Below are 19326 nucleotides of genomic sequence, written 5' to 3'. Positions count from 1 at the left end.
CTGCTCCCTGGGTGCGTGGCGGTTACTTCGCGAACCGCTCGGGGTCCGCCTGCGTGACGTACGAGTCGTCGATGAGGGTCTCGAGTGCGTCGTCGACCTGGTCCTGCGAGGCGACGTCGCCGAGCTCGACGAACACCGGCCCGATCTTCTCGAGGAGTGCGACCTGCGCGTCGCCGGGGACCGGGTCGACGTCGAGGTTCGAGCGCTCGAGGATCACCTTCGAGGCGATGGACTCGTCGAGCCCGGCGACCTCGGCGAGGATCGCGGCGGTCTCCTCGGGGTTCTCGGCCGCCCAGGCGCGAGCGCGCTCGTACGCGTCGATGACGAGCTGCGCGAGCGCGGGCTTCTCCTCGAGGAACGACTCGGTCGCGTTCAGGAAGCCGTAGCTGTTGAAGTCGACGTTGCGGTAGATGAGCGTCGCGCCCGACTCCTCGGCGCCGGCCATGATCGGGTCGAGGCCCGCCCAGGCGTCGACGGCGCCGTTCTGCAGTGCGGCCCATCCGTCGGCGTGCTGCAGGTTCTCGACCGTGATGTCGTCGGGCGTCAGGCCCTCGGCCTCGAGCGTCTGCAGCAGGAAGAAGTAGGGGTCGGTGCCCTTGGTCGCCGCGACGGTCTTGCCCTTCAGGTCGGCGACCTCGTCGATCTCGCTGCCGGGGCCGGCGACGATCGCCGACCACTCGGGCTGCGAGTAGATGTCGATCGTCTTGATGGGCGAGCCGTTGGCACGCGCGAGGAGCGCCGCCGAACCGGCGGTCGAGCCGACGTCGATCGCGCCCGCGCGGAGCGCCTCGTTGGCCTTGTTCGACCCGGCCGACTGGACCCAGGTGACCTCGAGGCCCTCGTCCTCGAGCCAGCCCTGGTCCTTGATGATGAGGCTCAGCGGGTTGTAGGTGGCGAAGTCGACGTTGAGCGCCTGACCCTCGAGCGAGTCGCCCTCGGCGACGGCCTCGGCGGGCTGGTTCTCGCCGGCGACGCAGCCGGAGAGCAGCAGTGCGGTCGCGGCGGCGCCCGCGACGAGCGCGGTGCGGAAGACGGTGGTGCGGGACACGGGTGGCTCCTTCTCGGTGGGTGGTGCGACGTCGACGGCGTGCTGTGGTCGGGCCGTCGAGGCCGGTCAGTACGGGTAGTGCGGGATGGTCGTGGTGGCCTGGATGCCGCGTGCGGCACCGTGCCGGTCGATGCCGAGGCCGTCGAGCAGGCGGCCGCGCAGTTCGGCGAGCTCGGCCGACCCGCGGTCGCGCGGGCGGTGGCCGGGCACGACGACGGTCTGGCGGATGTCGGCTCCCGGCTCGTCGCCGTCGGTGCCGAGCAGCACGATCCGGTCGGCCAGCTGCAGCGCCTCGTCGACGTCGTGCGTGACGAGCAGGACGGTCGTCGGTTCGGCCGCGTGGACGTCGAGCAGGAGATCCTGCATCTTCAGGCGAGTGAGCGCGTCGAGCGCGCCGAACGGCTCGTCGAGCAGCAGCACCTCGGGGTTGCGGGCGAGCGCTCGCGCGAGCGACGCGCGCTGCGCCATGCCGCCGGAGACCTCGTGCGGGCGGTGCCCGGCGAACTCGGCGAGTCCGACGAGCTCGAGCAGGCGTGCCACCTGCCCCCGCCCGTCGCGGCGGGCGGTGCCGCGCGGCAGGCCGAGCGCGACGTTCTTCTCGATGCTGCGCCACGGGAGCAGTCGCGGTTCCTGGAAGCCGACCGCGCAGCGCACGTCGTACGGGCGGACGGGCGCCTCGTCGATCGCGACCTCGCCGGAGGTCGGGTGGTCGAGGCCGGCGACGATCCGCAGCAGGGTCGACTTGCCGCAGCCGCTCGGCCCGAGGATCGCGACGATCTCACCGGCGGTCACGTCGAGGTCGACGCCGCGCAACACGGCGCGCGTGCCGCCGTCGGGCGCGGTGAACGCGCGGCCGACGCCGCGCAGCGCGACCGGTGCCGCGGGCGCGGCGGTCGCGTCACCGGCTGCGGCGGCGCCGGCGGGTGCGGCGGGTGCGGTCGTCATGTCGTGCTCCGGATCGTGGCGGGCGGATGCTCGACGCTAACCGGAACGCGCTCTCCGCCGCGGTGCCGGCGAAGCACGGCGTAACACCCGCACGACACGTGGCGTCACACGCAGTGCGCCCGGCACCGGGTCGGGGCTCGGATCGTTCAGAGCGGCTTGACCATGTGCAGCGAGGCGATGCCGTAGCCGAGCCCGCGATACAGCGCGATCGCGCCGTCGTTGGAGCCGAAGACGTTCAGCATGAGTCGCGACGCCCCGTGCTCCCGCGCGATCTCCTCACCGGCCAGCATGGCCGCACGGGCGACGCCCCGCCGTCGGAACGCGGGGTGCACCTCGAGATCCCAGATCCACCAGAGGTCGCCGTGCTCGTCCCACGGCCCGAGCCACAGCCACCCGGCGTCCTCCGCTCCGATCCGGATCGCGTGCAGGAGTTGGCCCTCGACGAGGCGCCCGTCGGGGAAGAAACGCTCCTCCGAGGCGCGGCGGCCCGCCGCCGCCTGCTCCGGCGTGTCGCCGGCGTCGAGTCGCGCCTGTTCGTAGAGCCCCATCGCGAGGGGCAGCCATGCGGCGACCTCGGTGTCGGTCATCCGGACGAGTCGCACCGCGGAGTCGTTCATACGGGGGATTCTGCCGCGCCCACCGGCTGCGCGGCGCGCGGCGCAGGGCGGGGTTGCGAGAATGTTCCCCATGGCGAGAACCGTTCGGGGCGCGAACCTCCTGATCACCGGTGCAGCGGGCGGCATGGGACGCATGTACGCGGAGCGGGCCGTCGTCGAGGGTGCGGCATCCGTCGTCCTCTGGGACCGCGCCGCGTCGGCCCTCGCGCGCACCGCCGACGAGCTCGGTCGGCAGGCGCAGGGACGCACGCGGGTGCGCTCCTACGTGGTCGACGTCGCCGAGCCGGGCGCGATCGCGAAGGCGGCGCACAAGGTCCGTCGGGAGCTCGGAACCCCGGACATCCTCGTGAACAACGCCGGTATCGTGCGCGGCAACGCCTACTTCTGGGAGACCGACAGCGGCGAGGACCTGCGGCCGACGATGCTCGTCAACGCGCTCGCGCCGATGTACGTCACGCGCGAGTTCCTGCCCGCGATGATCGCGCGCGGCCGACCCGCCCGGATCGTCAACATCGGCAGCGCGGCGGGCACGCTCGCGAACCCGCGCATGGCCGTCTACGCCGCATCCAAGGCGGCGCTGAACGGCTGGAGCGACTCCGTGCGCCTCGAGCTCGAGCAGGCCGGTCACCGACACGTGACCGTCACCACCGTCACGCCCTCGTACATCTCGACGGGCATGTTCCGCGGCGCGCGCGGCCCGGTCCTCGCGCCGGTCCTCGATCCCGAGTTCGTCGTCGACCGCGTCTGGCGCGCGATGCTCGCCGGACGGCCGCTCGTCGAACTGCCCGCCAGCGTGCGGCTGTCGCGTGCGTTGCGCGGCCTGCTCCCGACGCGCGTGTTCGACCGCGTGATCGGAGACGGGTTCGGCATCTACCGCTCGATGGAGCGGTTCACCGGCCGGGGCTGATCCGGGTCAGTCGTCGCCGCCCTTGTCGCGGCCCTTCCCCTTGCCGGGCTTGTCGTCGGCGTTGCCGGGGCCGCTGTTGTCGGCGTCGTCCTTCCCGTCGCCGTCATCGCCGCCGCCGCCATTCGCCGCCTCGGTCGGGGTGGGGCTCGGGCTCGGCGTGGCGGCGGCGATCGCCGCCTCGAGGTCGGCGCGGACGAGCGCGATGGCCTCCGTGATGCTCGCCGCACGGTCGGCCTCGAGGCTGCCGGCAGCTGCGGCCGCATCGACCTCCGCCTGAAGGCGGTCGAGTCGCGTGAGGGCGTCGCCGAAGTCGCCGGCCGCCGACGACTCGGCGACCGAGACGACCTGGGCGCGGAACCCCATCGCGTCGGTGGCAGGGTCCTCCGCGGCCGCGCAGCCGACCAGACCGGCCGCGATGGCGAGGGTGACGGATGCCGCGGCCATCGCGCGGCGCAGACGCACGGTCATGGCGACACCGCCTCCTCCAGCTGGTCGAGGTGCGTCCCGAGGTCGCCCCCCACGCTCGGCATCGGCGCCTCCGACGGTGCGGGCTCGGCCGGGGCACCGGCATTCGCGAACGCGCCGACCGCGACGGGAACGATCACGATGGCCCCGATGAGCACCAGGGCCGCCGAGAGCGTGATGACGACGCGCCGCGGCAACCGCCGGCCGTCCGTGCGGTGGTCGGCCTCGGCGCCGGCGGAGGGGGCGGCCGGGGCGACGCCGGTCAGGATGCGGGTCGCGGCCGTCGCGTCGTCGACGGATGCCGGCGAGGCCGCGGGTGCCGTGGGTGCCGCGGTCTCCGCGGCGACGACGGCGGTGGCGGGGAGGATCCGCGTGTCGCCCTCGTCGGTCGCTGGGGAGGTGAAGAGGGCGGTCCCCGCGGCGGTCTCGCCGCTGCCGTCGGTCGCGAGGGACTCCGTCGCGAGCGCCACGTCGAGCGCCGTCGGACGCTCCGCGGGATCGCGGGCGGTCATGGCCGCCAGGAGGTCGCGCCAGTCGGCCGGGAGTTCCGACGGGATGTCGGGATCACGCACGAGCCGCGCGCTCGCCGACTCCAGGGCCGGTCCCGGGTACGGCTGGACGCCGGTGACGGCCTCGAGCAGGAGCAGGCCGAGGGCGTACACGTCGGCGCTGCTGCCCACCGCCTCGCCGCGCACCTGCTCTGGGCTGAGGTAGCCGGGCGTGCCGATGATCCGGCCGGTCGCGGTCAGCCGCGACTCGTCGAGCAACCTCGCGATGCCGAAGTCGGCGAGCTTCGCGTTCCATCGGCGCGTCGGCAGGTGCGCCGGCGCGAGGAGCACGTTGGCCGGCTTCACGTCTCGGTGCACGATGCCGCGCGAGTGGATGACGTGGAGGCCCTCGGCGAGGTCGGCGAGCACGCGCGCGGCGTCGCGGAGGGGGATCGGACCGCGTTCGAGCACGCGACGGAGGTCTTCGCCGTCCACGAGCTCCATGACGAGGAACTCGCGGCGGCTCGCCGGGTCCTTCGCGGCGTCGTAGAGCGTGACGAGGGCGGGGTGGGTGAGGCTCGCGAGGAGCGCCGTCTCGGAGCGGCGCCGGTCGGCGTCGTCGATGCCCTCGGTCGAGGCCGTGAAGACCTTGACGGCCACCCGGCGGCCGAGCGCCAGGTCGTCGGCCCGGTACACCGCGGCCATGCCGCCGCGCCCGATGAGGCCGTCGACGCGGTACCGGTCGGCGAGGATCGAGCCGAGGACCGGGTCGGTCGCCGAGTTCGCGACCTGTTCCGTGGGGGAGTCCATCCCACGAAGGGTAATCCCTCGCGCTGGACGTCCGATCGGGGTTGCGGACGGGCGGCCAGACGGTGCAGCCGCACCGGTGGCCGGCGACGCGGCCGGGTCAGCCGAAGATCATCGGCAGGTCATCGTCGTCGCCCGCCTCGTCGAGCGCCAGCTCCACGAGCACGGGCACGTGGTCGCTCGGTGCGTCGCCCTTGCGCTCGTTGCGATGGATCGAGGCATCCGACACCCGGTCGGCGAACGCCGCCGACCCGAGCACGAAGTCGATGCGGAGGCCCTCGTTGCGCGGGAAGCGGAGCTGCTTGTAGTCCCAGTAGGTGTAGCCCGTGGGCACGATGGGGCGGACGACGTCGGTCATCCCCGCCTCCTCGAGAGCACGGAACGCGGCGCGCTCGGGCGCCGAGACGTGCGTCGTGACGCCCTCGATGACGGTCGGGTCGCCGTTGTCCTCGTCGAGCGGGGCGATGTTGAAGTCGCCCATGAGCGCGAACGGGCGGTCGGGGTGCGTGGTCGTCTCGGCGCGGGCGAGGTCGGCGAGCGCCGCGAGCCAGTCGAGCTTGTACGTGTAGTGCGGGTCGCCGAGCGAGCGGCCGTTCGGCACGTACAGGCTCCACAGTCGGATGCCCTCGACCGTTGCGCCGATCGCGCGCGCCTCCTTCGGCAGGTCGGGACCCTCGTGGCCCTTCAGGAAGCCGGGCATGCCGGGGAACTCGATCTCGACGTCGGCGATGGGGAGGCGGCTCGCGATCGCGACGCCGTTCCACTGGTTCAGCCCGTGCAGCGCGAGGTCGTAGCCCGCCTGCTCGAACGCCTCGTGCGGGAACTGCTCGGGCTTGCACTTGATCTCCTGCATCGCGAGCACGTCGACGTCTTCGCGCACCATCCAGTCGACGACGCGGCCGTAGCGGGTGCGGATCGAGTTGACGTTCCAGGTGGCGATGCGCATGGATTCCAGCCTAGGGTCGCCCGCCGACGGCGCCGTACGCGCTGGTCAGCGTCGGCGCGGCTCGCGCTCGCCGATGCGGGGCACCACCGTCCAGAACGCGAGCAGGAGCAGCAGGGCCACTCCGCCGGCGACGTAGCCGGCCTCGCGGTTCATGGTGACGTCGAAGATGAGCATGGCGACGCCCGCGGCCACGAGCGAGACGACGACGAGGAGGATGAGCAGCAGCGTGTTCGCGATGCGCACGACGCGATCCTTCTGCTTCTTGCCGCTCAGCTGCCGGTGCAGGATCACGGGCGCGAGGCCGAGCATGGTCGCGGTCGTCGCGAGCACGACGAGCACGAGGTAGAGCGTGACCTCCTGCGCCTCGAGCTCGGCGAACTTCGGCTGGAACGCGACCGCGAGCAGGAATCCGGTGATGAGCTGCGTTCCGGTCATGACGACCCGCAGCTCCTGCAGGATGTCGTTGAACTTCCGGTCCTGCCGCTCCGCCTCGGTCTCATGCCGTTCCTCGGCCGCTCGCGAGCGTGCCGATCCCGAGTGGTCCAACGAGTCTGAGGTCATGGCCGGATGCTACGCCGGTTGCACGCCCGAGGCCGTGACGGCCGCGCCGAGTGCGAACGCGCCGACCATGAGCACCATGCCGACGATCGGGATCCAGAATGCGATGCGCTTGAGGACGAGCACGACGACCGAGGCGATGAGCGCGAGCGCGGCGACGACGATCGGCAGGATCATCGCGAGCAGCATCCCGGTGCCGATGCGGTCGTAGTCGCACGTCGACGAGGCCCCGCACGAGTCGCCGGCGAACGCGAGGAAGAACGAGAAGAACAGCAGCACGAACGCCAGGCCCGCCATGAGCACGAGCAGCACGATGGTGAGCACCAGGTCCCACACGATGACGGGCCGCTTCGCGGGTGCGGCGACGACCTCGGACATCCGACCCTCCCCCGGCGCGCCCCCGCACGCCCTGACCGAAGTCTGACAGCGGCCCGGGCCTGCTGCCAAGATGTGAGGAGGGCCGAGCGGGAGGGTGGGCACGTGAGGTACAGCATCGAGGGTGTCGGCGGTCTCCCCGAGATCGGCGTGGGGGCCGACCTGGCCGCGCTCATCGTCGGGGCGATAGACGAACCGCTCGCCGACGGCGACATCCTCGTCGTCACGTCGAAGATCGTGTCGAAGGCCGAGGGCCGGATCGTGCGGGCCGACGACCGCGAGCAGGCGATCACCGACGAGACCGTGCGCGTCGTCGCGACGCGCCGGACCGGCGAGTTCACGACCCGCATCGTCGAGAACCGGCTCGGCATCATCGGCGCCGCGGCCGGGGTCGACGCGTCGAACGCTCCGGAGGGGACGGTCCTGCTCCTTCCCGTCGATCCCGACGCCTCCGCGCGGGCGCTGGCCACCGGCATCCGTTCGCTCACCGGATCGCGCGTCGGCGTGCTGCTCTCGGACACGCTGGGCCGCCCGTGGCGGGAGGGCCAGACCGACATCGCGATCGGCGCGGCCGGCGTGCACGTCTTCGACGACCTGCGGGGCCGGGCGGATGCCTCGGGCAAGCCCCTCGCCGTGACGATGCCGTGCGTGGCCGATGAGCTCGCCGGCGCGGCGGAGCTCGTGAAGGGCAAGTCCGCCGGGGTGCCGGTGGCGGTCGTCCGCGGGCTCGGTCGCCTCGTCGGCGACCTCGACCTGCCGGGTGCGCGCACGATCGTGCGGCCCGCCGATCGAGACCTCTTCCGCCAGGGCGCCGAGGAGGCGTACGACGACGGCTACCGCGCGGGCTTCGACGAGGCGCAGGCCGAGGGGCCGCTGCGCACGGAGTGACGGGAACGCCCCGGGTGGGCGTCGAAGGCGATTTCTGGATCCAAGATGCAGACTTCGCCGTGATCTTTCCGATACATTCGGGATCCATGACGGCAGGCGAGCGCGACGGCGCGGACGAGTCCATCGAGGTCGGGGCGCCGAGCGATCCGGAGGGCGCGCTCGCGCGACTCGCGGGGCGCCACGCCACCGGGTACCGGTCGGTGGGCGTCATGGCGTACGACATCATCCGCGAGGCGATTCTCGACGGAACGCTCCCGCCCGGCCACAAGCTGCGGCAGGAAACGCTGGCCGAGCTGATCGGCGTGTCGCGGCTCCCGGTGCGCTCGGCCCTGATCCAGCTCGAATCCGACGGCCTCGTGGAGTTCCACGATCGGCGCGGTGCCGTCGTCAAGTCGCTCTCGGTCGAACAGGCGCGCGAGGTCTACCAGCTGCGCATCCTGCTCGAGACCGAGGCGCTCCGGCAGTCGATGGCCGACATGACCGACCAGCGCCTGGCCCGCCTCCGCGAACTCGGCCGGACCGCGGACGCGAAGCAGGAGGGCGGCGACTTCGTCGATGCGCGGACCGCGTTCTACGCGGAGCTCTACGACGCCGCCCGCCGGCCGATCCAGTGGGAGCTCATCGAGCAGCTGCGCCTGAAGGTCGGCCGCTACATGCTCGGGTGGCGCCTCGTCGGCGACGACACGCACCACCACTCGCACGACGAACTGACGGATGCCGTGGCGGCGGGCGAGGTCGAACCCGCCGTGCAGTTGCTGCAGCATCACCTCGAGGGCGTGCGCGACGGCGTGCTCGAGATGCTCGAGGCGGAGACGCTCGCGCAGGCGGCCCCGGCCCGTCGTCGACGTTCGCGAGGCTGAGCCTCGCAGGTCGAGGTCTCGACGGATGTGATAGTTGCATTCTGGATCCAGTATCCGAAATAATGGGCTCGCGGGAGGTGGACCCGCCGTTCGGGCCGACCGGCCCCGAATGACACCACTGCGACGACGCGTCAGGATGGAGGGGTGTCAATGCACATCGGCTACGCCGCGATGCTCGAGCAGTTCCCTCCATCCGACGCGGTCGCGTATGCGGAACTGGCCGAGCGGCACGGGTTCTCCGGGACCATGGCGACCGACCACTTCCAGCCGTGGCTGCCGCAGCAGGGCCAGGCGGCGCACGTCTGGAGCGTGCTCGGGGCCATCGGCGCGCGCACCCGCGGCGACTTCGGCCCGGGGGTCACGACCCCGACCTTCCGCACGCACCCCGCGGTGGTCGCGCAGGCCAGTGCGACGCTCGCCTCGATGTACCCGGGCCGCCACTGGCTGGGCATCGGCTCCGGCGAGGCGCTCAACGAGCACGTCGTCGGCGAGTACTGGCCCGAGGCGCACGAGCGCATCGCGCGCATGTTCGAGGCCGTCGAGGTCGTCCGCAAGCTCTTCGCCGCCTCGATCGCCGGCCGCGAGGTGCGCCACCACGGACCGCACTTCCGCATGGAGACCACGCGGCTGTGGACCATGCCGCCCGTCGCACCCCAGGTGCTCGTCGCGACCAACGGCCCGGTCACCGCGCGTCGCGCCGGCAAGGTCGCCGATGGGTTGATCACCACCGGCGGGCCGTACGAGCGGCTCGCGGCGCTCGTGGCGCGCTTCGCCGAGGGTGCCCGCGAGTCGGGTCGCGACGCGAGCGCGATGCCGCGAGTGCTGCAGCTCCACGTGTCGTGGGCGGAGACCGACGCCGAGGCGATGCGGAACGCCCTGACCGAGTGGCCGATCGGCGGCATGCGGTTCTCGCGCAGCGACATCCGCTCGCCGTTCGAGTTCGAGCAGCTGGCGCGCACGGTGCGACCGGAGGACTTCGAGGGCCGGATGCTCGTGTCGTCCGACCCCGACGTCCACCGAGCGCACCTCCAGCGCCACCTCGATCTGGGCTTCGATCGGATCTACCTCCACAACGTCGGCCGCAACCAGCAGGCCTTCCTCGAGCGGTTCGGCCGCGACGTGCTGCCGGGGCTGCGCGCATGAGCCCGGCGGCTCGGGCGTTCGCCGTGCGCGTGCTCGACGGGATCGGCGAGATCCGCCCCGGCGACGACCTCGTCGAGGTCATCGCGACGGCGGCCGGCGACACGCTCGTCGACGGCGACATCCTCGTCGTGACCTCGAAGATCGCGTCGAAGGCCGAGGGCAGGATCGTGCGCGCGGCCGACCGCGAGCAGGCGATCACCGACGAGACGGTGCGCGTCGTCGCGACCCGAGCCCACGAGGGCGGCCTCACGCGGATCGTGGAGAACCGGCTCGGGATCGTGGCGGCGGCCGCCGGCGTCGACGCGAGCAACACCGACGACGGCACCGTGCTGCTCCTGCCGGTGGACCCCGACGCGTCCGCCCGCCGGATCGCCGAAGGCCTGCGGGAGCGCACCGGCCGCCGGGTCGGCGTCATCCTCAGCGACACCCTCGGCCGCCCGTGGCGGGAGGGGCAGACCGACGTCGCGATCGGCGCCGCCGGAGTGCGCGTGCTCGACGACCTGCGAGGCACCACGGATGCCACGGGCACGCCGCTCTCGGTCACCATGCCCTGCGTCGCCGACGAACTCGCCGCCGCGGGCGACCTGGTCAAGGGCAAGGCGAGCGGATGCCCCGTGGCCGTCGTCTCGGGCCTCGGACACCTCGTCGGATCGCTCGACCAGCCCGGAGCCAGGGCGATCGTCCGGCCCGCCGAGCGCGACCTGTTCCGGCTCGGCGCCGACGAGGCGATGGCGCAGGGCATGACGGCGGGCCGCACCGCCGGGTACTCGGCCGGTCGTTCGATCGGGTTCGCCGAGGGCTTCGCCGCCGCGCTCGCGGCCGCCGAGCGGGAACGTGTGCCCCGATGAGCGCGCGACCCGACCTGCCCGGCTGGATCGTCGTCGTCCCCGTGAAGTCGCTCACTGGCGCGAAGACCAGGCTCGCGCCCGAACTCGGGCCCGCGGAGCGGGCCGCGCTCGCGCGGGCGTTCGCGCTCGACACGATCGACGCCGCGCGAGCTGCACGTGCCGTGCGGCGCGTGCTCGTCGTGTCCGACGAGCCGGTCGTCGAGCGAGGGCTTCGGGGCGCAGCCGGGGTCGACGTCGTGCCCGAGTTCGGTCCGCGCGGCCTCGCCGCCGCCATCGCGCACGGCATCGCGGTCGCCCGCGCCGACCCGGGTCGTGCGGTCGCGGTGCTGCTCGGCGACCTGCCGGCCATGCGGCCCGACGACCTCGACGCCGCGCTCGATGCCGCCGCGCGGCATCCGCTCGCCTTCGTCGCCGATGCGGAGGGCACCGGCACGACGCTCGCGACCGCGCTCGACGAGGTGCCGTTCGCCGCGCACTTCGGGCCGGACTCGGCCGCGCGTCACCGCGCAACGGGCTTCGCCGACCTCGTCGCCCTCGACCCTCCGGCGATCGCACCGGGGCTCCGCCGCGACGTCGACACCGCGGGCGAGCTGCGCGAGGCGATCGCGCTCGGCGTGCACGCCCGGACCGCCGAGGTGGTTCGCGGTCTCGGCGACCGGCTCGACCTCGCCGACGGCGTCGCACCGCGGCATCCGCTCGACCCATCGACCGCGCCCACGGGCGCCGCAACCGCGCCGCACGGCGCAGACAGGAAGGCAGCATCGTGACCCTGACCCTCGGATACAAGGCCAGCGCCGAGCAGTTCGACCCGCGCGAACTCGTCGAGATCGCCGTCGCGGCCGAGGCGCACGGCATGGAGTCGGTGTGGACGAGCGACCACTTCCAGCCGTGGCGCCACACCGGCGGGCACGCGCCGTTCTCGCTCACCTGGATGGCCGCGGTCGGCGAGCGCACCTCGACCGTGAAGATCGGCACGAGCGTGATGACGCCGACGTTCCGGTACAACCCCGCCGTGCTCGCCCAGGCGTTCGCATCGCTCGGCGTCATGTACCCGGACCGGGTCATCGCGGGGTTCGGCACGGGCGAGGCGCTGAACGAGATCGCGACCGGATTCCAGGGTGCGGGCGAGCAGGAGTGGCCCGAGTTCCGCGAGCGCTACGCGCGGCTGCGCGAGTCGGTGCGGCTCATGCGCGCGCTGTGGAACGGGGAGCGTGTGAACTTCGAGGGCGAGTACTACTCGACCCACGACGCGTCGATCTACGACCGACCGGATGGCGGCGTGCCGATCTACATCGCCGCCGGCGGGCCGCAGGTCGCGAAGTACGCCGGCCGGGCGGGCGACGGGTTCATCTGCACCTCGGGCAAGGGCGCCGGGCTGTACGTCGACCAGTTGATGCCGGCCGTGAAGGAGGGCCTCGAGGCCCGGAACGACGGTCTCGCGTTCGAGGGGTACGACCGCATGATCGAGATCAAGCTGTCGTACGAGGAGGACGAGGACGACGCACTCGACAACTGCCGGTTCTGGTCGCCGCTGTCGCTGTCGAAGCAGCAGAAGCACGACATCACCGACCCGGTCGAGATGGAGCAGGCCGCCGACGCGCTGCCCATCGAGGAGATCGCGGGGCGCTGGATCGTCGGCACCGACCCCGACGAGGTCGTCGCCGAGATCGGGCGGTACGTGGACTGGGGCTTCAACCACCTCGTGTTCCACGCGCCGGGCCACGACCAGCTGCGCTTCCTCGAGCTCTTCGAGCGCGACCTCGCCCCGCGGCTGCGCGCCCTCGGGTAGCCGGTGGCGCCGGTGGTCGAGCAGGACGCGAGGCGCCCGTATCGAGACCCGTGACGTGTCAGGTCTCGATACGCCGCTGCGCGGCGACTCGACCACCGGATACCTCAGCCGGTCGGCTCGAGCACGAGGCCCGTGCCGCCGCCGCGGCGCTCGGGTTCGGCCGCGGCCGTCATGAGCCCGTCGGCATCCACCTCGATCGTCGCGGCCGCACCGATCTCGCCGGTCGGGTTGATCACGTGACCGTAGGGCGCGAGGTCGTCGGCGTACTCCGCGATGAAGTCGGCCTCGGCCAGGACCGCGGCGGTGTTGCGCTGCGTCGCGCGCGGCGCGGCGACCGCCTCGGGCATCGACATGCCGAGGTCGATGCGGTTCAGCAGAATCTGCACGACCGTCGTGATGATGGTCGACCCGCCGGGCGAGCCGACCACGTACCGCACGTCGCCGTCGTCGAGGACGATCGTCGGCGACATCGACGAGCGCGGACGCTTGCCGGGCTCGACGATGTTCGGGTCGTCCGGGTTGGGCACGAAGCTGAAGTCGGTCAGCTCGTTGTTCAGGAGGAACCCGCGGCCCGGCACGGTCATGCCCGATCCGCCCGTCTGCTCGATCGTGAGCGTGTAGGCGACGGCGTTGCCCCAGCGGTCGACGACCGAGAGGTGCGTCGTCGAGACGCCGTGGTCGACGGATGCCGCGGCCGCCGCGACCTCGCACCCGGTCGCGCTGAGGTCGCCGGGGGCGACGGGCTTGACCGACGCCTGCTCCGGGTCGATCTCGCACGCTCGCGAGTCGGCGAAGCCCTGGCTGAGCAGCGTCTCGGTCGGGACGTCGACGAACGCCGGGTCGCCGACGTACGCGTTGCGATCGGCGAACGCGTGCGCGGTCGACTCGAGGTAGAGGTGCAGCGCCTGCCCCGGGTCATCCGCCCCCGGCTCGAAGTTCTCGAGGATGTTCAGCGACTCGCCCACGGTGGTGCCGCCCGACGACGACGGCGCCATGCCGTACACGTCGAGGCCGCGGTACTCGACGTGGGTCGGGTCCTGCAGCAGCGTCTCGTAGTCGGCGAGGTCGTCGGCGGTCATGAAGCCCGGGTAGGCGGGCAGCGCGGCGCCGTCGGTCGTGATCGGGTCCTGCACGAGGTCGGCGATCTCGTCGGCGATGGCGCCCTCGTAGAACGCGTCCGTGCCGCGCAGGGCGATCTCGCGGAGCGTCTTCGCGAGGTCGGGGTTGCGGAACGTCGAGCCGACCACGGGCAGTTCGCCGTCGGGCAGGAAGAGCTCGGCGGTGGCTGGGAACTGCGCGAAGCGCGCCTGGTTCGCCTCGGTCTGCGCACGGAACGTCTCGTCGACCTCGAACCCGCGCGTCGCGAGCAGGATCGACGGCTTCAGCATCTCCTTCAGCGATTCGGTGCCGAATTCGTCGAGCGCGGCCTCCCACGTCGCGAGCGTGCCGGGCACGCCGACCGACAGGCCGGACGACACGGCGGTCGAGAACGAGTAGGGCGTCCCGGTCGCGGGGTCGATGAACGCGTCGCTCTCCATCCCCGCGGGCGCCGTCTCGCGCCCGTCGATCGTCGTCACCTCACCCGTCGCGGCGTCGAAGTACACGAAGTACCCGCCGCCGCCGATGCCGGCGCTGTACGGTTCCGTGACGCCGAGCGCGGCGGCGGTCGCGACCGCGGCGTCGGCTGCGTTGCCGCCCTTCCGCAGCACCTCGAGCCCGATGCGGCTGGCCTCGGCGTCGACGGATGACACGGCGCCGCCGTATCCCGTCGAGGTCGCCGGCGACGGTGGCGCCGGCCTGCCGGCTGCAACGCCCGCGCCGGGTGGCGCGGCGGACGGCAGGGCGACCGCCGGAGCGGCGGCGACGAGCCCTCCGGCCGCGAGTGCCGCGGCGGTGAGGACGCCCGCGCGCCGGAGCGCGGAGCGGGAGCGGACTTCGGTGTCGACCATGGGATACCCCCCGAACTGGTTACAAGCGAATGCTGCCCACCGTAGACCCGGACGGCGACACCGGGCAATGGGGTTGCGTGCGCGGCATCCTGTCAGTTCGCTCCGCAGCGGGCCTCGGCCGAGGAGACGGGCGTAGCCTGAGGGCATGAGCCCACGCCGCACCGGGCCGTCGCGTTCCAGAGCCCGCACCGTCGTCCCCGCCGTCGGGGTACCGGTCGCGATCGCGGTCGCGGTGCTGGTGCCGATGCAGGCGAACGCCACGGTCGACCTGCCCGACCTCACGGCGGAGGAGCTCGTCGCGTTCGCGAAGGCGAGCGAGGTCGACGCGCTGTCGGGCACGATCGAGCAGCGCTCCGAACTCGGCCTGCCCGACCTCGGCGCGCTCATGGGCGGTGGCCCGGGCTCGGGCTCCCGCGGCGCCGAGGGCGGTGGGGACTCCGCGGCATCCGACACCCTCTCTGACCTCCTGACGCTCGCGACGGGCAGCTTCGACGCGAACGTGTACCTCGACGGCGAGCACGCCAGGCTCCAGGTGCTCGACCGGATGGCCGAGCGCAACCTCTACCTCGGCCCCGGCGAGGCGTGGTTCGTCGATTCCGAGTCGCAGACCGCCACGCGCCTCAGCGTGGCCGACGACGCCGACGTCGAAGCGCTCGAGGCCGAGCTCGAGCGTCTCGCCGACGAGGCGAAGGCCGAGGCCGACGCGGAACGTCCCGACGGCGAGCAGCTGCCGACCCCCCAGCAGCTGCTCGACCGCGCGCTCGATCGGCTCGACGAGACCACGGCGGTCTCCGTCGGGACCGACGGGCGCGTCGCCGGCCGCGACGCGTACGAGCTCGTGCTCGAGCCGCGAACCGATGAGACGCTCGTCGGCGAGATCCGCGTCGCGGTCGACGGTGAGAACGGGGCGGCGTTGGCGGCATCCGTCACCGCGCGAGGTGCGGATACGCCGGCGTTCGAGGTCGGTTTCACCGACGTCTCGTTCGCCGCGCCGGATGCGTCGGTGTTCGCGTTCGAGCCGAGTGCGTCGTACGCGGTCGAGGAGGAGGAGCTCCCCCTGCCGACCGTCGAGGAGCTCCGGCAGTGGGTCGCCGAGGCGCAGGCGGGCGAACATGCGGAACCGGGTGCCGCCGCCGAGGTGCCGCCTCCGGTCGTGCACGGCGAGGGCTGGGCGACAGTGGTGGAACTCGATGCCGCGACGGCTGCCGAGATCATGGCCGAGCGCCGTGCTCAGGCCGGCTCCGACGGGGGCGATGGGGTCGCGCCCGCCACCGAGCCGCCGTTCACCGAGGGCGAGGCGCTCGACCTGCTCGACACGCTCACGACCCCCGTCGACGGCGGACGCGCGCTGCAGACCTCGCTGCTGTCGGTGCTGTTCACCGACGACGGTCGCGTGCTCGCTGGCTCGGTCCCGGTCGACACGCTCGTCGGCTACGCCGAGTCGGGTCGCTGACGGGCCGCCGGTGAGCGACCTCGCGATCCAGACGAACGGGCTCACCAAGCGCTTCCGCGCGCAGACGGCGGTCGACGGCATCGACCTCGCCGTGCCGCGCGGCTCGGTGTTCGGATTCCTCGGGCCGAACGGCTCGGGCAAGACCACGACGATCCGCATGCTGCTCGGGCTCGTCGGCGCGACCTCCGGCACCGCCAGCGTGCTCGGCACCGAGATGCCGACCGGGCTCGACGCCGTGCTGCCGCGCGTCGGCGCGCTCGTCGAGGGGCCGGCGTTCGCGCCCTTCCTCTCGGGCGCCGCGAACCTCGCGCGCTTCGATGCCGCCGACCGGCATGCGCCGCCGTCGACCCGGGCCGCACGCGTGGCCGCTGCGCTCGACCGGGTCGGCCTCTCGCACGCGGCGCGCAAGAAGGCCGGCGCCTACTCGCTCGGCATGAAGCAGCGACTCGGACTCGCGAACGCCCTGCTCATGCCGCGCGACCTGCTCGTGCTCGACGAGCCGACGAACGGGCTCGATCCGCAGGGCACGCGCGAGGTCCGGTCGCTGATCCGCTCGTTCGCGGCCGACGGCACGACGGTGTTCGTCTCGAGCCACCTGCTCGCCGAGGTGGAGCAGCTGTGCACGCACGTCGGCGTGATGAGCGCCGGGCGGCTCGTGGCGCAGGGCACGCTCGACGAGTTCCGGCGCACGGGCGCCTCGCGGGTCGAGGTCGTCACGCCCGATCCCGGGGAGGCACGGGCCGTCCTGGCCGGGTTGGGCCTGGCGACGGATGCCGCGGCGGCGGTCTCGTCGGAGCCCGGCGGGTCGCACGCGGGCGACAAGCCCGAGCCATCCGTCGCCGCCCCCGACCCCGACGCCGTCGTGACCGCCGAGCTCGGCGAGCACCCGCCCGACGCCGAGGCGATCGTCGCGGCGCTCGTCCGCGACGGCGTGCGCGTGCGCGGATTCGCGGTGCGGCGCACGAGCCTCGAACAACGCTTCGTCGAGCTCACCGGGGAGGGGTTCGATGTCGTCGCCTGAAGCCGCGACGGCCACGACCGTCGTCGGCGCCGCGGCGGCCGGCGGGGACCCGACGCGCCGGGGCGGCGGCCTCCCGTCCCTCCTCGCCTCCGAGACCGCGACGCTCTTCCGTCGCTGGCGGACCTGGGCGATGCTCGCGGCGCTCGCGCTCATCCCGATCCTCATCGCCGTCGCGATCCGCATCGCTGCTCCCTCGGGGCCGGGGCGCGGACCGGCCTTCCTCGACCAGGTCGCCGGCAACGGACTGTTCGTCGGCGTGACCGCGCTCGTCGTCGCGACGCCGTTGTTCCTGCCGCTCACCGTCGCGGTCGTCTCGGGTGACACGATCGCGGGCGAGGCGAGCCTCGGCACGCTGCGCTACCTGCTCATCGCGCCCGCCGGGCGCCTGCGGCTGCTCGCCGTGAAGTACGCGGTCGCGGCGGTCTTCTGCGTCGTCGCCGCGTTGACGGTCGTCGTCGTCGGCACGCTCGTCGGCTGGGCGCTCTTCCCGATCGGCCCCGTCACGCTGCTCTCCGGCGGCGAGATCCCGGTCGGCGAGGGGCTCGCGCGGCTGCTCGCGATCGGCGCGTACGTCGCCGTCTCGATGCTCGGGCTCTCGGCGATCGGCCTCTTCGCCTCGACGCTCACGGTCGTGCCGGTCGGGGCGATGGCCGCGACCGCGATCCTGGCGGTGGTCGCGCAGATCGTCGGTGCGATCCCGCAGCTCGAATGGGCGCACCCGTTCCTGTTCTCGGACCGCTGGTTCGACTTCGCCGACCTGCTGCGATCGCCCCCGTCGTGGGCGTCGTTCGCCGACAACGCGCTGCTGCAGGCCGCGTGGATCGCCGTATTCGGCGGCCTCGCCGCGTGGCGCTTCGCGACCCGCGACATCCTGTCGTAACGGGGTCGGCCCCCGCGCACGCGGATGGCGCCGCCTCGCCTACCCGTAGATGCGCTCGGCGTACGACGGGCCGTAGTACTCGTCGAGCTCGGCGACATCCGCCTCGGGCCGTTCGAGGCTCTTGGCGATGAGCGCACGCCGGCGGACGGCGTCCGGCGCCCAGGTCTCGGGCTTCCACGCCTGCGAGCGCAGGAACGCCTTCGAGCAGTGGAAGAACACCTCGTCGATGTCGACGACGAGCGCGAGCGCCGGGCGGTGCCCCTTCACGACCAGGTCGTCGAAGAACAGTGCGTCGCGCACGATCGTCGCGCGACCGTTGATGCGGAGCGTGTCGCCGCGTCCCGGAACGACGAAGATGAGGCCGACATGCGGGTTCCGCAGCACGTTGTGGAAGCCGTCGGCCCGTCGGTTGCCCGGTCGCTCGGGGATCGCGATGGTCGCGTCGTCGAGCACGTGCACGAACCCCGCGGGGTCGCCCTTGGGCGAGACGTCGAGGTCGCCGTGCTCGTCGCTCGTCGCGACGAAGGCGAGGGATGCCGCGGCCAGCCACTCGCGATCGATCTCGCCGAGCCGATGCCGCGTCTTCTCCGCCGCGGCCCGGGTCGGCTCGCCGATGATCGCCTCGAGCTCGTCGGCCGTGGTCACGGCGATGCCGCGGGCGCTCATGCCCGGGCCTCCGGCGATGCCGCGGGCGCTCATGCCCGGGCCTCCGGCGCGGCGGCCCGGCGCTCGCCGATGCTCGGCGGGAGCTTGCAGAGGTCGTAGAAGTAGCGGGTGGGCGCCGACTCGTCGGTGAGGTCGACGATCACGTTCGTGCCGGAGTGGGGGAGTTCGTCGCCCGCGAGCGTCCACACGGTGAAGTGCCAGATGCCGCGAACGGCGTCGTTGAGGAGGCGTCGGCCGTCGACGACGAGCACGGCGTCGTCGCCCTCGGCGCCCGGCAACGTGCCGGCGCGGAACGGTTCGACGGTCTCGGCGCGGAGCGCCGCCTCGTCGACGTCGCCGACCGAGACGCGTGCGACCTGCTGTCCGCGGTCGGCGAGGACGCCCGCGAGGTCGTCGGCGAAGCGCGCGGCGGGCGCGCCGGACTCCCCCTCGACGGCGACGAGCCGGCGGGCGCGCCACGAGTTGTGCAGGAACTCCTCTGCGACGGACTCGAGCAGGGCTCGGCGGTCCTCGGTCACCTGTGCCATGACGGCCACGCTACGCCGGTGGCCGCTCCGCGGCATCCGCTCGACGTGTGCGGCGGGTCGTGCGGGTCGTGCGGGTCGTGCTGCGGTCGCCGGAGGTTCGCAGGAGAACCGACGATCTGCAGGAGGCCGAGCGCGGATCGGTCCTG

21 protein-coding genes are annotated in these 19326 nt (G+C 73.0%); 10 read left to right on the top strand and 11 right to left on the bottom strand.

Annotated features, from left to right (window positions below; genetic code table 11):
* Nucleotides 1–22: 22 nt before the first annotated feature.
* The 3 genes from ACIQH8_RS09260 to ACIQH8_RS09250 all read right to left on the bottom strand — a co-directional run bounded on the left by ACIQH8_RS09260 (nucleotide 23) and on the right by ACIQH8_RS09250 (nucleotide 2610).
* Complete coding sequence (locus ACIQH8_RS09260) at nucleotides 23–1048, bottom strand: aliphatic sulfonate ABC transporter substrate-binding protein (RefSeq protein ID WP_400997450.1); 1026 nt, start codon at nucleotides 1046–1048, stop codon at nucleotides 23–25.
* 66 nt (nucleotides 1049–1114) lie between these two features.
* Nucleotides 1115–1993, bottom strand: coding sequence for an ABC transporter ATP-binding protein (locus tag ACIQH8_RS09255; protein ID WP_400997448.1), 879 nt, complete (start codon nucleotides 1991–1993; stop codon nucleotides 1115–1117).
* A 146-nt stretch (nucleotides 1994–2139) separates the two neighbouring features.
* The gene (locus ACIQH8_RS09250) at nucleotides 2140–2610 is read right to left on the bottom strand and encodes a GNAT family N-acetyltransferase (protein WP_400997446.1); all 471 of its coding nucleotides are present in this window, start codon (nucleotides 2608–2610) and stop codon (nucleotides 2140–2142) included.
* A gap of 70 nt (nucleotides 2611–2680) precedes the next feature.
* Here ACIQH8_RS09250 and ACIQH8_RS09245 point away from each other — a divergent pair, with 70 nt between their 5' ends.
* A complete protein-coding gene (locus tag ACIQH8_RS09245; protein ID WP_400997444.1) occupies nucleotides 2681–3517 on the top strand; it encodes an SDR family NAD(P)-dependent oxidoreductase in 837 nt (278 codons plus the stop codon).
* A 6-nt stretch (nucleotides 3518–3523) separates the two neighbouring features.
* Here ACIQH8_RS09245 and ACIQH8_RS09240 read toward each other — a convergent pair whose 3' ends face one another.
* The 5 genes from ACIQH8_RS09240 to ACIQH8_RS09220 form a co-directional block, all read right to left on the bottom strand.
* Nucleotides 3524–3985, bottom strand: a complete 462-nt coding sequence (locus tag ACIQH8_RS09240; RefSeq protein ID WP_400997441.1) for a hypothetical protein — start codon at nucleotides 3983–3985, stop codon at nucleotides 3524–3526.
* Nucleotides 3982–5280, bottom strand: a complete 1299-nt coding sequence (locus ACIQH8_RS09235; protein WP_400997438.1) for a serine/threonine-protein kinase — start codon at nucleotides 5278–5280, stop codon at nucleotides 3982–3984. The genes ACIQH8_RS09240 and ACIQH8_RS09235 overlap by 4 nt, the downstream gene beginning before the upstream one ends.
* 97 nt (nucleotides 5281–5377) lie before the next feature.
* Nucleotides 5378–6223 carry an exodeoxyribonuclease III gene (locus tag ACIQH8_RS09230; protein WP_400997436.1) on the bottom strand — a complete coding sequence of 282 codons (846 nt, stop codon included), beginning with the start codon at nucleotides 6221–6223 and terminating at the stop codon, nucleotides 5378–5380.
* A gap of 45 nt (nucleotides 6224–6268) precedes the next feature.
* Nucleotides 6269–6784, bottom strand: coding sequence for a DUF6328 family protein (locus ACIQH8_RS09225; RefSeq protein ID WP_400997435.1), 516 nt, complete (start codon nucleotides 6782–6784; stop codon nucleotides 6269–6271).
* A gap of 9 nt (nucleotides 6785–6793) precedes the next feature.
* Nucleotides 6794–7261, bottom strand: a complete 468-nt coding sequence (locus tag ACIQH8_RS09220; protein WP_400997433.1) for a hypothetical protein — start codon at nucleotides 7259–7261, stop codon at nucleotides 6794–6796.
* Here ACIQH8_RS09220 and cofE point away from each other — a divergent pair, their 5' ends adjacent.
* From cofE to fgd, 6 genes are all read left to right on the top strand, one after another.
* Nucleotides 7262–8044, top strand: a complete 783-nt coding sequence (gene cofE, locus ACIQH8_RS09215) for a coenzyme F420-0:L-glutamate ligase (protein WP_400997431.1) — start codon at nucleotides 7262–7264, stop codon at nucleotides 8042–8044.
* A gap of 86 nt (nucleotides 8045–8130) precedes the next feature.
* Nucleotides 8131–8904: a GntR family transcriptional regulator gene (locus ACIQH8_RS09210; RefSeq protein ID WP_400997429.1), complete on the top strand. Its 774-nt coding sequence runs from the start codon at nucleotides 8131–8133 to the stop codon at nucleotides 8902–8904.
* Between the two features lie 150 nt (nucleotides 8905–9054).
* Nucleotides 9055–10047, top strand: a complete 993-nt coding sequence (locus ACIQH8_RS09205; protein WP_400997899.1) for a TIGR03557 family F420-dependent LLM class oxidoreductase — start codon at nucleotides 9055–9057, stop codon at nucleotides 10045–10047.
* The gene (locus ACIQH8_RS09200) at nucleotides 10044–10895 is read left to right on the top strand and encodes a coenzyme F420-0:L-glutamate ligase (protein ID WP_400997428.1); all 852 of its coding nucleotides are present in this window, start codon (nucleotides 10044–10046) and stop codon (nucleotides 10893–10895) included. The genes ACIQH8_RS09205 and ACIQH8_RS09200 overlap by 4 nt, the downstream gene beginning before the upstream one ends.
* Complete coding sequence (gene cofC / locus ACIQH8_RS09195) at nucleotides 10892–11662, top strand: 2-phospho-L-lactate guanylyltransferase (RefSeq protein ID WP_400997427.1); 771 nt, start codon at nucleotides 10892–10894, stop codon at nucleotides 11660–11662. The genes ACIQH8_RS09200 and cofC overlap by 4 nt, the downstream gene beginning before the upstream one ends.
* Nucleotides 11659–12684, top strand: a complete 1026-nt coding sequence (gene fgd / locus ACIQH8_RS09190; RefSeq protein WP_400997425.1) for a glucose-6-phosphate dehydrogenase (coenzyme-F420) — start codon at nucleotides 11659–11661, stop codon at nucleotides 12682–12684. The genes cofC and fgd overlap by 4 nt, the downstream gene beginning before the upstream one ends.
* Before the next feature lie 104 nt (nucleotides 12685–12788).
* Here the strand turns inward: fgd and ggt are convergent, their stop codons facing one another.
* Nucleotides 12789–14633: a gamma-glutamyltransferase gene (gene ggt / locus ACIQH8_RS09185; RefSeq protein WP_400997422.1), complete on the bottom strand. Its 1845-nt coding sequence runs from the start codon at nucleotides 14631–14633 to the stop codon at nucleotides 12789–12791.
* A 145-nt stretch (nucleotides 14634–14778) separates the two neighbouring features.
* Here ggt and ACIQH8_RS09180 point away from each other — a divergent pair, with 145 nt between their 5' ends.
* From ACIQH8_RS09180 to ACIQH8_RS09170, 3 genes are read left to right on the top strand one after another with little or no spacing between them, the layout of a single operon-like run.
* A complete protein-coding gene (locus tag ACIQH8_RS09180; RefSeq protein WP_400997420.1) occupies nucleotides 14779–16086 on the top strand; it encodes an outer membrane lipoprotein carrier protein LolA in 1308 nt (435 codons plus the stop codon).
* Nucleotides 16087–16096: 10 nt separating this feature from the next.
* Entirely contained in the window at nucleotides 16097–17107 is a 1011-nt protein-coding gene (locus ACIQH8_RS09175) for an ABC transporter ATP-binding protein (RefSeq protein ID WP_400997418.1), read from the top strand.
* Entirely contained in the window at nucleotides 17094–17987 is an 894-nt protein-coding gene (locus tag ACIQH8_RS09170) for an ABC transporter permease (protein ID WP_400997415.1), read from the top strand. Before ACIQH8_RS09175 ends, ACIQH8_RS09170 begins: the two co-directional genes overlap by 14 nt.
* 39 nt (nucleotides 17988–18026) lie before the next feature.
* Here the strand turns inward: ACIQH8_RS09170 and ACIQH8_RS09165 are convergent, their stop codons facing one another.
* Nucleotides 18027–18686 (bottom strand): pyridoxamine 5'-phosphate oxidase family protein, encoded by a 660-nt coding sequence (locus ACIQH8_RS09165; protein ID WP_400997413.1) that lies wholly within the window; start codon nucleotides 18684–18686, stop codon nucleotides 18027–18029.
* Complete coding sequence (locus ACIQH8_RS09160; RefSeq protein WP_400997411.1) at nucleotides 18683–19180, bottom strand: hypothetical protein; 498 nt, start codon at nucleotides 19178–19180, stop codon at nucleotides 18683–18685. The genes ACIQH8_RS09165 and ACIQH8_RS09160 overlap by 4 nt, the downstream gene beginning before the upstream one ends.
* Between the last annotated feature and the right edge of the window lie 146 nt (nucleotides 19181–19326).

The organism is Agromyces sp. GXQ0307 (assembly GCF_044769845.1).
Taxonomy (GTDB): Bacteria; Actinomycetota; Actinomycetes; order Actinomycetales; family Microbacteriaceae; genus Agromyces.
This window is presented reverse-complemented; position numbering and strand designations above follow the sequence as displayed.